Source organism: Campylobacter ureolyticus, assembly GCF_013372225.1.
Taxonomy (GTDB): domain Bacteria; phylum Campylobacterota; class Campylobacteria; order Campylobacterales; family Campylobacteraceae; genus Campylobacter_B; species Campylobacter_B ureolyticus.
On sequence record NZ_CP053832.1, the window covers coordinates 114,655 to 129,530 of the forward strand.

21 protein-coding genes and 1 tRNA gene are annotated in these 14,876 nt (G+C 31.2%); all 22 read left to right on the forward strand.

The features are described 5' to 3' along the window. Window position 1: 1 nt before the first annotated feature. The 22 genes from map (at window position 2) to CURT_RS00715 (ending at window position 14,856) form a co-directional block, all read left to right on the forward strand. The gene (map, locus tag CURT_RS00610) at window positions 2-760 is read left to right on the forward strand and encodes a type I methionyl aminopeptidase (protein ID WP_018713502.1); all 759 of its coding nucleotides are present in this window, start codon (window positions 2-4) and stop codon (window positions 758-760) included. A gap of 249 nt (window positions 761-1,009) precedes the next feature. After that, on the forward strand, window positions 1,010-1,228 hold the full coding sequence (gene infA / locus CURT_RS00615) for a translation initiation factor IF-1 (protein WP_005869854.1): 219 nt from the start codon (window positions 1,010-1,012) through the stop codon (window positions 1,226-1,228). A gap of 176 nt (window positions 1,229-1,404) precedes the next feature. Continuing rightward, window positions 1,405-1,518 carry a 50S ribosomal protein L36 gene (rpmJ, locus tag CURT_RS00620; RefSeq protein ID WP_081617952.1) on the forward strand — a complete coding sequence of 38 codons (114 nt, stop codon included), beginning with the start codon at window positions 1,405-1,407 and terminating at the stop codon, window positions 1,516-1,518. A 3-nt stretch (window positions 1,519-1,521) separates the two neighbouring features. Further along, on the forward strand, window positions 1,522-1,890 hold the full coding sequence (rpsM, locus tag CURT_RS00625; RefSeq protein WP_016646178.1) for a 30S ribosomal protein S13: 369 nt from the start codon (window positions 1,522-1,524) through the stop codon (window positions 1,888-1,890). A 13-nt stretch (window positions 1,891-1,903) separates the two neighbouring features. Continuing rightward, window positions 1,904-2,296: a 30S ribosomal protein S11 gene (gene rpsK / locus CURT_RS00630; protein WP_016646177.1), complete on the forward strand. Its 393-nt coding sequence runs from the start codon at window positions 1,904-1,906 to the stop codon at window positions 2,294-2,296. A 10-nt stretch (window positions 2,297-2,306) separates the two neighbouring features. Then, window positions 2,307-2,933, forward strand: coding sequence for a 30S ribosomal protein S4 (gene rpsD, locus CURT_RS00635; RefSeq protein ID WP_018713501.1), 627 nt, complete (start codon window positions 2,307-2,309; stop codon window positions 2,931-2,933). A gap of 14 nt (window positions 2,934-2,947) precedes the next feature. Then, window positions 2,948-3,961, forward strand: coding sequence for a DNA-directed RNA polymerase subunit alpha (locus CURT_RS00640; protein ID WP_018713500.1), 1,014 nt, complete (start codon window positions 2,948-2,950; stop codon window positions 3,959-3,961). 3 nt (window positions 3,962-3,964) lie between these two features. Next, a complete protein-coding gene (gene rplQ / locus CURT_RS00645) occupies window positions 3,965-4,315 on the forward strand; it encodes a 50S ribosomal protein L17 (RefSeq protein ID WP_018713499.1) in 351 nt (116 codons plus the stop codon). A gap of 96 nt (window positions 4,316-4,411) precedes the next feature. After that, window positions 4,412-4,687 (forward strand): NifU family protein, encoded by a 276-nt coding sequence (locus CURT_RS00650; protein WP_016646173.1) that lies wholly within the window; start codon window positions 4,412-4,414, stop codon window positions 4,685-4,687. Continuing rightward, on the forward strand, window positions 4,674-5,228 hold the full coding sequence (locus tag CURT_RS00655) for a hypothetical protein (RefSeq protein ID WP_018713498.1): 555 nt from the start codon (window positions 4,674-4,676) through the stop codon (window positions 5,226-5,228). The genes CURT_RS00650 and CURT_RS00655 overlap by 14 nt, the downstream gene beginning before the upstream one ends. Further along, window positions 5,206-6,492: a UDP-N-acetylmuramoyl-L-alanyl-D-glutamate--2,6-diaminopimelate ligase gene (locus tag CURT_RS00660; protein ID WP_018713497.1), complete on the forward strand. Its 1,287-nt coding sequence runs from the start codon at window positions 5,206-5,208 to the stop codon at window positions 6,490-6,492. The genes CURT_RS00655 and CURT_RS00660 overlap by 23 nt, the downstream gene beginning before the upstream one ends. A gap of 17 nt (window positions 6,493-6,509) precedes the next feature. Beyond that, entirely contained in the window at window positions 6,510-6,857 is a 348-nt protein-coding gene (gene panD / locus CURT_RS00665) for an aspartate 1-decarboxylase (protein WP_018713496.1), read from the forward strand. Window positions 6,858-6,866: 9 nt separating this feature from the next. Continuing rightward, window positions 6,867-7,196, forward strand: coding sequence for a YbaB/EbfC family nucleoid-associated protein (locus CURT_RS00670; protein WP_018713495.1), 330 nt, complete (start codon window positions 6,867-6,869; stop codon window positions 7,194-7,196). Between the two features lie 11 nt (window positions 7,197-7,207). Beyond that, complete coding sequence (locus CURT_RS00675; RefSeq protein ID WP_026320343.1) at window positions 7,208-8,050, forward strand: polyprenyl synthetase family protein; 843 nt, start codon at window positions 7,208-7,210, stop codon at window positions 8,048-8,050. Between the two features lie 2 nt (window positions 8,051-8,052). Then, a complete protein-coding gene (gene tkt / locus CURT_RS00680; protein ID WP_018713493.1) occupies window positions 8,053-9,957 on the forward strand; it encodes a transketolase in 1,905 nt (634 codons plus the stop codon). Window positions 9,958-9,971: 14 nt separating this feature from the next. Further along, a complete protein-coding gene (locus tag CURT_RS00685; protein WP_018713492.1) occupies window positions 9,972-10,310 on the forward strand; it encodes a hypothetical protein in 339 nt (112 codons plus the stop codon). A 76-nt stretch (window positions 10,311-10,386) separates the two neighbouring features. Continuing rightward, a tRNA-Ser gene (locus CURT_RS00690) sits at window positions 10,387-10,474 on the forward strand. A gap of 260 nt (window positions 10,475-10,734) precedes the next feature. Further along, complete coding sequence (moaC, locus tag CURT_RS00695) at window positions 10,735-11,199, forward strand: cyclic pyranopterin monophosphate synthase MoaC (protein ID WP_018713491.1); 465 nt, start codon at window positions 10,735-10,737, stop codon at window positions 11,197-11,199. Further along, window positions 11,186-11,425, forward strand: coding sequence for an HP0495 family protein (locus CURT_RS00700; RefSeq protein WP_018713490.1), 240 nt, complete (start codon window positions 11,186-11,188; stop codon window positions 11,423-11,425). Before moaC ends, CURT_RS00700 begins: the two co-directional genes overlap by 14 nt. Window positions 11,426-11,434: 9 nt before the next feature. Beyond that, a complete protein-coding gene (locus tag CURT_RS00705; RefSeq protein ID WP_018713489.1) occupies window positions 11,435-12,670 on the forward strand; it encodes a hypothetical protein in 1,236 nt (411 codons plus the stop codon). A gap of 2 nt (window positions 12,671-12,672) precedes the next feature. Next, window positions 12,673-13,473, forward strand: coding sequence for a M48 family metallopeptidase (locus CURT_RS00710; protein ID WP_018713488.1), 801 nt, complete (start codon window positions 12,673-12,675; stop codon window positions 13,471-13,473). A 93-nt stretch (window positions 13,474-13,566) separates the two neighbouring features. Further along, complete coding sequence (locus CURT_RS00715) at window positions 13,567-14,856, forward strand: hemolysin family protein (RefSeq protein ID WP_018713487.1); 1,290 nt, start codon at window positions 13,567-13,569, stop codon at window positions 14,854-14,856. Window positions 14,857-14,876: the final 20 nt, after the last annotated feature.

Here is a 14,876-nt window from a genome sequence, read left to right on the forward strand (position 1 = left end):
AATGGCAATTTCATTAAAAAGTGTTGATGATATTAAACACTTAAGAGCGGCAAACAAACTTGTCGCTCAAACACTTGATTATACAAAAGAGTTTTTAAAAGCTGGTATGACACTTTTAGAAGTTGATAAAAAAATAGATGATTTTATAACTAAAAATGGAGCTTATCCAGCATTTAAAGGACTTTATAATTTTCCAAATGCAGCTTGTTTATCACTAAATGAAGTATGTATCCATGGTATTCCAGATAACACTATTTTAAAAGAAGGTGATATTTTAGGTGTAGATATTGGAACAAGGCTTAATGGATATTACGGTGACAGCGCTAGAACTTTTGGGATTGGTGAAATTTCAAAAAGCGATGAGGATTTAATTAATTGTAGTAGGGATGCACTTTATTTTGCTATTAAGAATATAAAAGTAGGGATGCATTTTAAAGAACTTAGCTTTTTAATAGAAAATTTCATTCTTGATAGGGGATATGTTCCACTTGAGGGATATTGTGGTCATGGCATTGGTAAAAAGCCTCACGAAGAGCCAGAAATTCCAAATTATTTAACAGGAAAAAATCCAAAACAAGGTCCAAAGATAAAAAATGGAATGGTTTTTTGTATTGAACCTATGATTTGTCAAAAAAGTGGCGAAGCTGTTGTAGCAAGTGATGGCTGGGCAGTAACTAGCAAAGACGGTCTTAGAACAAGTCACTACGAACACTGCATCGCTGTAGTAAATGGAAAAGCTGAAATTTTAAGTATTGCTTAAATTTAAAGGAAGTCCTTTAAATTTAAGTTTTAATTCCGAGCTGTTTAATTTTTATTTTTTTTAAACATACACTCTACATTAAAAATCCAAATAAGCTTTGTTGAAAAATTTATATGTACTAATAATTTATGTCATAATGCAGTTAAAAATTTATTAAAAATACAATTTTGAGAAATTCATTAAACGCATTTTAAATAATTTATGGTAAAATCAAAAATTCAATGCAAAATAAAAAAGAAAGGAGAAAATGTGGCAAAAGATGATGTTATTGAAATAGATGGTAATGTTATAGAAGCTTTACCAAACGCTACTTTTAAAGTAGAACTTGATAATAAACATGTTATTTTATGTCATATCGCAGGCAAGATGAGAATGCACTATATAAAAATTATGCCTGGTGATAGAGTAAAAGTTGAGCTTACACCTTATAGCCTTGATAAAGGCAGAATTACTTATAGGTATAAGTAAATTTAAAGCTTTTTTAGATAAAATAACGGCTTGCAACAAACTGTGTGAAGAAGTGTTTTTAAAATTACCACTGTTTTAAAAACAGTTGGCTAAAATAAATTCGCCTAAATTTAGGACATCTTTTAGCCTAAGTGCAGTCATAGCAAAAAAGTGGAATAATTTTTTTGGAGACAGATATGAAAGTTCGTCCTTCTGTAAAGAAGATATGTGACAATTGCAAAATTGTTAAACGTAAAGGCATAGTTTTCGTTATATGCGATAACCCAAGACATAAGCAAAGACAAGGATAAAATATGGCTCGTATTGCAGGTGTTGATTTACCAAAGAAAAAAAGAATCGAGTATGGTCTAACCTACATTTATGGCATAGGGCTTTTTTCATCAAGAAAAATCCTTGACGCAGTTGGAATTTCTTACGATAAAAGAGTTCATGAGCTAAGCGAAGATGAAGCAGCAGCAATTAGAAAAGAGATCCAAGAACACTATATGGTTGAAGGTGATCTTAGAAAAAGTGTTGCGATGGATATCAAAGCACTTATGGATTTAGGAAGTTACAGAGGTTTAAGACATAGAAAAGGTCTTACTGTAAGAGGTCAAAAAACAAAGACAAACGCTAGAACTAGAAAAGGTAAGCGTAAAACTGTCGGTGCAGCTGCAAAGTAGTAGGAGTTAGATAATGGCAAAAAGAAAAGTAATTAGAAAAAAAGTAGCTAAAAAAAGTATAGCTAAAGGAATTGTTTTTATCAGTGCTTCGTTTAATAATACTATGATAACTGTAACTGATGAAATGGGAAATGTAATATCTTGGAGTAGTGCAGGTGCACTTGGCTTTAAAGGTAGTAAAAAATCAACTCCTTATGCAGCTCAGCAAGCAGTTGAAGATGCTATCAATAAAGCAAAAGAACATGGTATAAAAGAAGTTGGTATTAAGGTTCAAGGACCTGGAAGTGGTCGTGAAACAGCTGTAAAAAGTGTTGGTGCGATCGAGGGCATTAAAGTAACATATTTTAAAGATATAACTCCACTTCCTCATAATGGTTGCAGACCTCCTAAAAGAAGAAGAGTGTAAGGAGTAGAATATGGCAAGATATACAGGACCAGTTGAAAAATTAGAAAGAAGATTAGGGGCTGATTTAGGTTTAAAAGGTGAAAGAAGATTAGCAGGAAAAGATGCACTTAGTAAAAGACCTTTTGCACCAGGACAGCATGGACAAAGAAGAGCTAAAATAAGCGAGTATGGACTACAGCTTCGTGAAAAACAAAAAGCTAAATTTATGTATGGATTAAACGAAAAACAATTTAGAAATTTGTTTAAGGAAGCATCAAGAAAAGATGGAAACACAGGTTCTATTTTTGTTCAATTATTAGAGCAAAGACTTGATAATGTTGTTTATAGAATGGGCTTTGCAACAACTAGACGCTTTGCAAGACAGCTTGTTAGCCACGGACATATTTTAGTAGATGGAAAAAGAGTTGATATTCCATCATATAGAGTATTTCCAGGACAAAAAGTAGAAATTATAGAAAAAAGTAAAGAAAACCCACAAATCACTAGAGCAGTTGATTTAACAGCGCAAACAGGTTTGGCTCCTTGGGTAGATGTTGAAAAAGATAAAAAATTTGGATTATTTACAAGAATTCCTGAAAGAGAAGAAATTCAAATCCCAATCGAAGAGAGATTTATCGTAGAGCTTTACTCAAAATAATAAGGGGGATATTAATGAAAACAATCACCACTTCAGCCCATACGCCAACTGAGATAAGAGTTGAAAAAGTAAGTGAAAATGTAGCTAAAATAATAGCATATCCATTTGAAACTGGATATGCTGTAACAGTTGCTCACCCACTTAGAAGACTTTTATATACAAGTAGTATTGGCTTTGCACCAACAGGTGTTAAAATCAATGGCGTGGCCCACGAGTTTGATAGCATTGCCGGAATGCTTGAAGATGTTGCTATTTTTATTATGAATCTTAAAAATTTGAGATTTAAATTAAAAAACAACTCAGCAAGAGAGATAGTAGAGTATGAATTTAAAGGACCAAAAGATTTAAAGGGAAGTGATTTAATAAATGATATAGTTGATATCGTAAATCCTGACCAACATGTTGCTACTTTAAATGAAGATGCAGATTTAAAATTTACTATTATTGTAGAAAAAGGCATAGGCTATATCCCAAGCGAAGAGTTAAAAGACTATATTAGTAGCGATTTTATGGCATTAGATGCATTTTTTACACCAGTAAAAAGAGCGATTTACGATATAGAAAATACCTTAGTTGATGATAACCCTGACTATGAGAAAATAGTTTTTACAATTACAACAAATGGTCAAGTTACACCTATTGAGGCTTTCCAAAATGCACTTCAAACAATGCATAGACAACTTGGCGTTTTTGAAAACATAGTTGATGTTGAAAAACCTGTTGGCAAATCTTCATCTTCTCAAAATTCAGAATATGCAAAGCTTTTTGAAAGTATTGAAAATCTAAATTTAAGTGCAAGAAGCTTTAATTGTTTAGATAAAGCTGGTATTAAATTTATCGGCGAGCTTGCTTTAATGGAAGAAAGTATTTTAAAAGATATTAAAAATTTAGGTAAAAAATCTCTTGAAGAGATTAAAGCTGTGATGGAAGAAATAGGCTATCCAGTTGATGCACCTGAGCTTCAAAGTCATAAAAAGCAATTAAATGAAAAAATACAAGAATTAAAAAATGAAAAGAATGAAGGATAAAATATGAGACACGGACATGGTTATAGAAAACTTGGCAGATCGTCAAGCCACCGCGCCGCAACGCTAAAAAATTTAACCATAGCCATTACAAAAAATGGCAAAATAGAAACAACACTTCCAAAAGCAAAAGAACTTAGAAGTTATGTTGAAAAACTTATAACAAAAGCAAAAGTTGGAGATTTTAATGCTCACAGAGTTGTTTTTGCTAGTATTCAAGATAAAGTTACTACAAAAAGACTTGTTGAAGAGATTGCTCCAAAATACAAAGACCAAAACGGTGGTTATACAAGGATAGTAAAAACTAGACTTAGACGCGGTGACGCGGCACAAATGGCTTATATAGAGCTTATTTAAAATCTTTTGAGCTGAATTTTTCAGCTCATTTACAAAATTTAAATTTATAATTTATCAAATTTACGCTAAAATGGTTAAAAAACTTAAGGATATGAAATGCTTCCATTTAGTGATGAAGAGTTAATTGACCCTGTTTTAGAAAGCTTACAAGTTGTTACTCCAATGCTTGAAAGAGATGGTGGCGGACTAAAACTTTTAGGTATTAAAAATGGAGTCGTATATGTAAGACTTACAGGACATTGCCACGGCTGTCCAGCAAGCGATCAAACACTAAAGTATGCTATAGAAAGACAGCTTAAAATCGACATTCATCCAGATTTAAGCGTAGTAAATATACCAATTGGCGAGGATTTTAATATTGATAAATTATAAAGATTTAGGATACAGTGCTTTCAAAGCTTTAGATTTTGAAAATGCAAAACTCTACTTCTCACTTGCGATTAATAAAACAAACAAAGAAGAAATATATTTTTTAATAAATTTATGCGAACTTGCAAAGAGTCAAAATAAAGAAGCGCGTATGCTATTTGATTTTTATATGTTTTCAAAAGATGAGCTTAACCTAGAAGAATTAAACTCAATTTTTGATGAGATAGAACACACCTCTTTTGAAGAGAGTATTGACAATATCATAAAATCAGAAGATGCTGTAACTTATGATGAGTTTAAAAACATAGTTTTAAAAAAAGTTAATTTTAAAGATGGCTTGGAAGGCGTTATGGTATCAACTAAGCTTATTATTCAAAATACTCAAAGTTTTTTGGATTTTATAGAGCATTTACTTGATAATGGGCTTGAAAGCACAGGTGTTGAATATTTTGAAAGCTTTTTACAAATTAATGGCTCAGCATATCCAAAAGCCAAATTTATAGCACAAAAGATAAAAGATTATGAAAATAGATCTAAAAAATAATTTTATTACAGATAATTCAAATGAATGCATTAAAAATTGCTACTTTTTAAAGTGTGATTTTAATGCTAAATTTTGGGAAGATGCAAAAGCAAAAGGTGCCAATCTAATAACTTTAAAAGAAGCAAAAGAACTTTTAAATGTTGATGAAAATATTAAAATAGTGGGCATTACAGGTACAAACGGTAAAACTACAACCGCCGCTGCAATTTATTCAATGTTGCTTGATTTGGGATATAGTGTATTTTTAAGTGGCACAAGAGGAGCGTTTGTAAATGAAAAAATGGTTGATGAAAAAGGCCTTACAACAAGCTCACCTATGAAAACATTAAGCTATTTACTTACTGCCACAAAGCAAAAATGTGATTTTTTTGTTATGGAAGTAAGCTCTCATGCAATTGCTCAAAATAGAATTGAAGATTTAAAGTTTGCTCTTAAAATTTTTACAAATTTATCAGTTGATCATCTTGATTATCACAAAACTATGGAAGAATATGCAAGAGTAAAAAGTAGTTTTTTTGCTGATGAGACCCCAAAACTGATTAATAAAGATGATTCTCATATAAAATTTAATTATAAAAATGCCCATACTTATGCTTTAAAATCTCCAGCAACTTTTAGTATTTTGGCATACTCCATAAAAGATGGCATAGAAGCTGTTATAAAAACACCAAAAGAAGAAGTAAAAATTTCAAGTGATTTGGTTGGTGAGTTTAACCTTTACAACCTACTTGCTGCTTTTAGTGCTGTTGAGATTTTAACTAAGAAAAGTTTAGATGAAATTTCAAAAGCTTTATCAAATTTTGCAGGTGTAAAAGGCAGAGTCGAGGTTGTAAATGATAATCCAAAAGTTATAGTTGATTTTGCTCACACACCTGATGGAATTGAAAAAGTTTTAAACGCTTTAAAAAACAATGAACTTATAGTGGTTTTTGGAGCAGGTGGAGACAGAGATCATACAAAACGCCCTTTAATGGGAGCTATGGTAGAGCATTTTGCAAAAATTTGCATTGTTACAAGTGATAATCCAAGAAGTGAAAATCCAAATGACATCATAGATGATATTTTAAAAGGCATGGAAAATAAAGAGCGTGCTATCGTTGAGCCTGATAGAAAAAAAGCTATAAAAAAAGCTCTATATTTAGCCAAAAATGGTGAAATGGTTGTAATTTTAGGAAAAGGTGATGAGACTTATCAAGAGATAAATGGTGTAAAACATCCATTTTCAGATGAGCTTGTAGTAAAAGAAATTTTAAAAATCAAATAGTAATAAAAAGGTAAAATATGCAAATACAAATGTTACAAAGTAAAATTCACAGAGCAACCGTAACAGATGCAAACTTAAACTATGTTGGATCAATTACAATTGATGAGAATTTAATAAAAGCTGCTAATTTAAAAGAATTTCAAAAAGTTGAAATTTTAGATGTTAATAATGGTGAAAGATTTGCAACCTATATCATAAAAGGTTCTAAAAAAGGCGAAATTTGCTTAAATGGAGCTGCAGCTAGAAAAGTATGTGTTGGAGATATTGTAATAATTGTAAGTTATGCTTTAATGAGCGATGAAGAGGCAAATACACGTAAGCCAACAATTGTGCAAGTAAACTCTAAAAATGAAATAATTAATTAAAGGAAAAGTATGTTTGAGGGAATTGATTTTTCAAAAATGGGCTCTTTAGTTGAAGAGATGCAAAAAAAAGCAAAAGAAATTGAAGCTGAAAATGACAATAAAGAATTTAGCGTAAAAAGTGGCGGTGGAATGGTTGAGATCAAGATAAATGGAAAAGGTGAAATTCTTGATTTAAATATCGATGATGAGTTATTTGAAGATAAAGAAAGCCTTCAAATTTTACTTATTTCAGCTATGAATGATGCTGTAAAACTTATAGAAAATGAGAAAAAAAACCTAGCCTCTAAAATGCTTGGCGGCTTTGGTGGATTTGGAAATTTAGGTGGAGAAAATTCGTGAATGAGCTTGTGATGAGTGGCTTAAAAAATGAATTTGAAAATTTCTTAAAATCAAATTTAATCAAAGCAAAAAGCTATCATCCATACTATGAAAAAGCACTTAATTATATGCTTTCAAATGGTGGTAAATATTTTCGCTCGCAACTTCTTTTAGGTGTTGTAAAAGCTTTAAATGAGGAAAAATTAAAAGATACATTTAGGGTAGCTTTAGCAGTTGAGATGATACATACTTACTCACTAATTCATGATGATTTACCTATTATTGATGATTCTGATTTAAGGCGCGGTGTTATTACAACTCATAAAAAATTTGACGAAATTACAGCTTTATTGGTTGGAGATGCTCTAAACTCACAAGCTTTTTATGAAATTTCAAATGCAAATTTAAATGACACAATAAAAGTAAAATGCTCTCAAACTTTATCAAAAAGTGCCTGTGATATGGTTTTAGGACAAGCACTTGATTGCTATTTTGAAAAAAAGAAACTAGATCTTGATGAGCTTATTTTTTTACACAACCATAAAACCGGAGCATTAATAGCAGCAAGCTTTAAAATGGGAGCAATAATTGCTGGCTTAGATGATAAAAAATGTGATGAGTTTTATAAAATAGGAGTTGATTTAGGTCTTTTATTTCAGATTAATGATGACATAATAGATGCTGTTAAGACTGAAGAAGAAGCTGGAAAGCCAACAAATCACGATGAGGTTAAAAACTCATTTGTAAATTTGCTTGGTGTTAGTAAATCAAGAGAATTTAGAGATGATTTAGCAAATAAAATTTTAAATCAAGTAGATGATTTAAAAATCAAAGAATTATTAAATTTTTTAATACAAAAATACCTAAAAGGATAGTTATGAATACAAAAATTTCAAATACGATTAAGTTTTTAAGTGCCGATATGGTTCAAAAAGCAAACTCAGGACATCCTGGTGCTCCTATGGGGCTTAGCGACATTATGAGCGTGTTAATGAAATTTATAAAGCACAACCCAAAAAATCCAAAATGGCTAAATAGAGATAGACTTGTTTTTTCAGGCGGACATGCTAGTGCTTTAGTTTATAGCTATTTATATTTAAGTGGATATGACTTAAGTCTTGATGATCTTAAAAATTTTAGACAACTTCACTCACGCACCCCAGGTCACCCTGAAATTACTACAAATGGAGTTGAGATAGCAACAGGACCACTTGGACAAGGCATTGCAAATGCAGTTGGCTTTGCGCTTGCTAGTAAATACGCCGCAAATTTATTAAATGATGAAAAAACAAAAGTAATTGATCATAAAGTTTATTGTTTTTGTGGGGACGGGGATTTAGAAGAGGGTATTAGTTATGAAGCATGTGCCTTAGCAGGATTTCACAAGCTTGATAATTTAGTCATAATTTATGACTCAAACAACATCACAATTGAGGGAAGCACAAATTTGGCGTGGAGTGAGGATGTAAAGGCAAGATTTGAAGCGCAAGGTTTTGAAGTTGCTAGAATCGATGGGCATGACTTTACTCAGATTGAATTTGCTTTAAGTGAGGCTAAAAATAAAACAAAACCATATTTAATCATAGCAAATACAAAAATTGCAAAAGGTGCTTTAGAGCTTGAAAACACTTCCAAATCTCACGGTGCTCCACTTGGTGAGGAGCTGATACAAAGAGCAAAAGTAGAGGCCGGATTTGACCCAAATAAACATTTTTTTGTTAGTGAGGATGTCTTATTTCAAACAAGAGCAGCAGTTGAAAAGGGTGATTTAGAAGAGGCATTGTGGAAAAAAAGTTTAGAAAGTTTAACAAGTGAAAAAAAAGAGCTTTTAAACTCACTTTTAAATCCTGATTTTAGCAAGGTTGAGTATCCTGATTTTAGTGGTCAAAAACTTGCAACAAGAAATAGTAACGGTAAAATTATAAATGCCATTTCAAAAGCAGTCCCATCGTTTTTAGGAGGAAGTGCAGATCTTGCTCCATCAAATAAAACAACGCTAAATGATGCAGGAACTTTCCCAGATGGAAAAAATATCCACTTTGGTATTAGAGAACACGCAATGGCAGCTATTAATAACGCTATTGCAAGATATGGTCTTTTTGTTCCATTTTCAGCGACATTTTTTATATTTAGTGATTATCTTAAAAACTCAGCTAGAATGGCGGCTTTAATGAAATTAAAGCACTTTTTTATATTTACTCACGATAGTATTGGCGTTGGCGAAGACGGCCCAACTCATCAACCAATAGAGCAACTCAGCACTTTTAGAGCTATGCCTGGTTTTTATACTTTCCGCCCAGCAGATGGAAATGAAAATGTAAAATGCTGGCAAATAGCTTTAAGTCTAGATGCGCCTTCAGCTTTTGTCTTATCAAGACAAGGGTTAGAGCCACTTCCAAAGCCAGTTTTTGGAGAACCTAAAAATGGCGGATATCTAATAAAAGAAAGTAGTGAAGCAAAAATTACTTTAATTGCAAGTGGAAGCGAGGTAGAACTTTGTTTAAAAGCTGCAAATTTACTCGAAAGTAAAGATATAAAAACAAATGTTGTAAGTGTGCCTTGCTTTGAAATTTTATGCAAGCAAGAAAAAAGTTATTTAAATAGAATTTTAAAAGGAAAAGTTTTAGCCGTTGAAGCAGCAAGTGGCCTAGAGTGGTATAAATTTGCAGATGAGGTTTTAGGCATGCAAACATTTGGTGAAAGTGGTAAAGCCGGAGATTTGTTTAAGCATTTTGGTTTTAGCGACACAAATATAGCAAAAATTGCTGAAAGCTTACTATAAATAAAGGCTAAAAAATGATAAAAAATGCAGTATTAATTATTTTTGGAGTTTTGTTTTTATCAGGTTGTGCGCATTTTGCAAAACATGAACCCCTTAAAATAACTCAAAGAGTTATTTTAAAAGATGAAAACTTATCTAAATTTGAACTTGCAACATTTGATAGTTGGGAAAGTGCGTATTTAAAAGATGATAAAGGTGATGCTTTTTCTTTGGTTAAAAAGCCATCTAAAACTGACATTTGCCTAGCTAATAAAAACAATATAAGTATTTGTTTAAAAGACAAAGTTGCCATTTTAAAAAATCAAAACAAAGAGATAAAATTAAAAGTAACTGATCACATGTGGCTTGATTAGTCAAGTTTTAAACCTTGAAATTAGCATAAAAATAAAATTTATGTTAAAATCAAGGTTTTAATTTTTAAATTTATTTGGGTAGATGTCCGAGTGGTTGAAGGAGCACGCCTGGAACGCGTGTGTAGGGCAACTTACCAAGGGTTCGAATCCCTTTCTACCCGCCATATTTTTAAAAAAATCATAAACTCAAATATGACTAATTTTATCTTATTAATTTACATTTAAAAAAAGTTAATATCTAATTTATCACAAAAGTGTATTATTCCCTTGTCCAACAAGATAAAAACCTCCTTTTTGTAGAAAATGGGTGCTTCTAAGCACCCTAAACTTTCAAATTTAAAAAATAATTCACCACAAAAACACAAAATGTTTTATTTATTTAGTAAATTTAGCTAAAATTCGGTTAATTTAAAAAAGGAAATTTATGCTTACACACTTAGATGAAAATAATCAGCCAAAAATGGTTGATGTAAGTTTGAAAAATGAGACTTTAAGGATTGCAAAAGCAAGCGGCATTATAAGAATGAGCGAAGAAGCTTTTAGGGCAATTAAGGAAAATACCGCTAAAAAAGGACCCGTTCTTCAAACTGCTGTTGTAGCTGCTATTATGGGGACTAAAAAAACAAGCGAACTTATACCGATGTGTCATCCACTTTTAATAAGTTCGGTAAAAGTTGATATCAAAGAACTAAAAAATGCTTTTAAGCTTTTTGTTACTGTTAAAATAACTGGAAAAACAGGCGTTGAAATGGAAGCACTAACTGGCGTTAGTGTAGGGCTTTTAACGATATATGATATGGTAAAAGCCATTGATAAAGCTATGGTTATAGATGAGATTATGCTTTTAAATAAAAGTGGAGGAAAAAGTGGCGAGTATGTGCGATCTTAAAAAAAGTCCTGAAATTTCATATCCAACTTTATGGAGTTATAGAGTTATTTTAAATGGTGATGAAAAAATTATCAAAAATGCTTTAAAAGCACTTGATATTGAAATTTTGCCATCAAATAAAACAGCTAATTTAAATAGCTATAAAGTTAGTTTAATGGTAAATTCCAAGCAAGAAAGAGATGAGATTTTTCAAAAATTAAGCAAAATTTCAAAATTTGTATTATAAAGGTTAATTATGGAAAAATTTAAAGAAGTTTTAAAACAAAATTTAGAAAATAAAAATTTAAATGAGATTATTTATAACAGCGTTTGTGATAGTGTTAGTGAAATTTTAAAAAACAAAAAAGTAATTAACAAAAACGAGCTTTTTTTTGAGTTTATAAACGCTCTTAAAGATGAGAATTTACTAAACAAAGAAAGAGTAAAAAGCGTAATTTATGCTCTTAAAAAAACTCTTAATAAAAAACAAGAAGATGAAATTTATGATCTTTTATACGAAGTTGAAAGGCTTAAAAAAAACATAGGCCTTAAAAGCAAAGAGCTTAGAGAGCAAATTTATAGTGATTTGAAAAATATCGAAGATGAGGTTAAGTCAAAAGACATCTCAAATAAAAATGAAATTTTATCAGCTATAAATGAAGCCTTAATCGATGCCATAGATTTAAAAGACATTATAAAAGAAATAAGCGAAAATGTATTTTTAAGCATAATTGAGTCAAAAAGCGATATTTTTGAAGGCTCGTATGAGTTTTGTAAAAACCTAACTTATAAAAGCATAAATGAGGGCGAGTTTCAAAGATATAGAATTTTAGAAATTTCAAAAACGATAATATTGCGTGCTATAAATGTTGCAAATATTAGCAAAATTTATGCAAAAGATCTTTTAAAAGGTGCAGTTCTAGGTGTAAATGACGGCATTATAAAATCTATGGAAAAATTTCAAAATGAGTTTAAATTTGCACCTGATGAGCTAAGTCAAAAGGCTCAAATTTTAGAAAACGAGCTTTCAAATTTAGAAGAAGAGTTTGTTTTGTTAGTAAAAAATTTAGCTGCGACTACCCAAAACCCAGCAAAAGAAACTCTTAATGAGATATTAAAAAAAGAGTATGATAACTATATTGTTAAGATGAAAAAGCTATCAAGTGATATGATTTCTCAGATAAAATCAAAATTTGAAGATAGCACAATTAGTCAAAATTATAAAGAATTTAGCAAACTTGCTATTAATAAATTTGATGATATAAAAAAAGAAATCACCGCAAAAAGCTCTAAATTTATAGATGATTTTGAACTAAATGACAAGCTTTCAAGCTTAAAAAAAGATATCGATGAGCTAGAAAAGAAGTTTTTTGGAAAATTTAAAGGTAAAAAAGCTGAAAAAAATAGTGATGAAACTAAAGAAATTTCAAACCGTGCCTATACAGCCACAAAAGAAAAAATAGAAGAAAACAAGCTAAAATCAAAGGAATAGTGATGAATAAAATTTTAACAGCGATTTTTACAACATTATTTTTAATAACAGGTTGCGCGACTACTACAAATCCAGGAGTAGTTGGAGTTGCAAGATCACAAATGCTTTTAGTAAGTGCAAAAGAAATGGATCAAGGCGCTGCACTTGCATATACAAGTACTTTAAAAAAAGCAAAAGCTAGTAGGACTTTAAACACAGACCCAATCCAAACAAAAAGAGTTACTAACATCTCAAAAAGACTTATAAAAGAAGTTGGAGTTTTTAGAAATGATGCAAAAAACTGGAATTGGCAAGTAAATGTTATAAAAGAAAATACAGTAAATGCTTGGTGTATGCCAGGTGGAAGAATTGCTGTTTATACGGGCATTATCGAAAAGCTTAAATTAAGTGATGCTGAGCTTGCAGCTGTTATTGGGCATGAAATGTCACATGCTTTAAGAGAACATAGTCGCGAAAAAGCAAGTCGTGATTATGCTAAAAATATAGGAATTTTTGCAGTTGGAGCTCTTACTGGAAGTAATGAAATAGCAAATTTGGCAAATATGGCAGCAACTTATGCAGTCTCACTTCCATTTTCAAGAGAGCAAGAAACAGAAGCTGATAATATGGGAACTGAGCTTATGGCAAGAGCTGGTTATAACCCAAATGCCGCTGTTAATGTGTGGAAAAAAATGAAAAGTTTAAGTCAAAAACAACCTTTAGAGTTTTTATCAACTCACCCATCGCACGATAACAGAATAGCAAATTTAACTAAAATTGCTCAAAAAGTAATGCCACTTTACGAAAACTCTAAAAAGATTTAAAAATAAAAAGCGATTTACTAAACTTTGGTATAATCGCTTTTTGTTAATTACAAATTTAAAGGAACACTTTTGGACACGGACAGTTCGGGTTTAATGTTAATTTTAGCTTTTGTATTTGTGCTTTTAAACGCGTTTTTTGTGCTATCTGAGTTTGCTATTGTTAAGATAAGAAAAAGCAAACTTGAAGAGCTTAGCAAAGACGGTGTTAAAAATGCCAAAATGGCTTACGAGATAACAAATTCACTTGATTCTTATCTTAGTGCAACCCAGCTTGGCATTACAATAAGCTCACTTGCACTTGGTTGGATAGGCGAGCCAGCAGTTGCTATGCTTATAGAAAAGCCTATGAATTCTCTTTTTGCGGCAAATTCTACTGTGATTCACTCAGTCTCATTTATCATTTCATTTACTTTTATTACTCTTTTGCATGTTGTCTTAGGAGAGCTTGTTCCAAAGTCAGTAGCTATAGCAACACCTGAAAAATCAGTGCTTTTTATAGCAAAGCCTCTTCATGCTTTTTGGGTGATATTTAAGCCATTTATTGCGGTATTTGACTTTTTAGCCGGGGGAATTTTAAAGCTTATTGGTATAAGGCCAGCTGGAGAAAATGAGATAGCTCACTCAGAAGAAGAGATAAAAATAATCGTTGCAGAAAGTCTAAAAGGTGGAGTTTTAGACTCTATTGAAACACAAATTATTAAAAATGCAGTTGATTTTAGTGATACTGTTGCAAAAGAGATTATGACGCCACGAAAACAGATGATTTGTTTAAATGCTCAAAAAAGCTATGATGAAAACTACAAAAAAGTTATCGAGTCAAAATACACACGATTTCCATACATTGATGGAAGTAAAGATAGCGTTTTAGGGATGATTCATATAAGAGATATTTTACAAAGTGATAAAAAAGATTTCAACAAAATAGTTAGAAAAATTTTAATAGTCCCAGAAAACTCATCAATTGCTTCAATACTATCAATGATGAATAAAGAAAGAATTTCCGCAGCCCTAGTTATAGATGAGTACGGCGGAACATCAGGACTTATCACAATGGAAGATATCATTGAAGAAGTTTTAGGCGATATCAACGATGAGCACGATGAAAGCGAAGTTAAATTTAGATCTATAAAAGATGGAATTTATGAGCTTGTTGGAACTTATGAGATAGAAGATTTTGAAGAAATTACCGGTGTTGATTTTGATGATGATGTAGAAGAGATCACAATTGGTGGATATGTTTTTAACCTAATAGGAAGACTTCCAAAAGTAGGTGATAAAACAGAAGATGAAAATTTCATCTATGAAGTTTTAAAAATGGATGGAAACATCATCCAAACATTAAAAGCAATTAAAAAAGAAAAAAATAAAGATGACGAAGAGTAAAAATATTTTTTTACTAAATT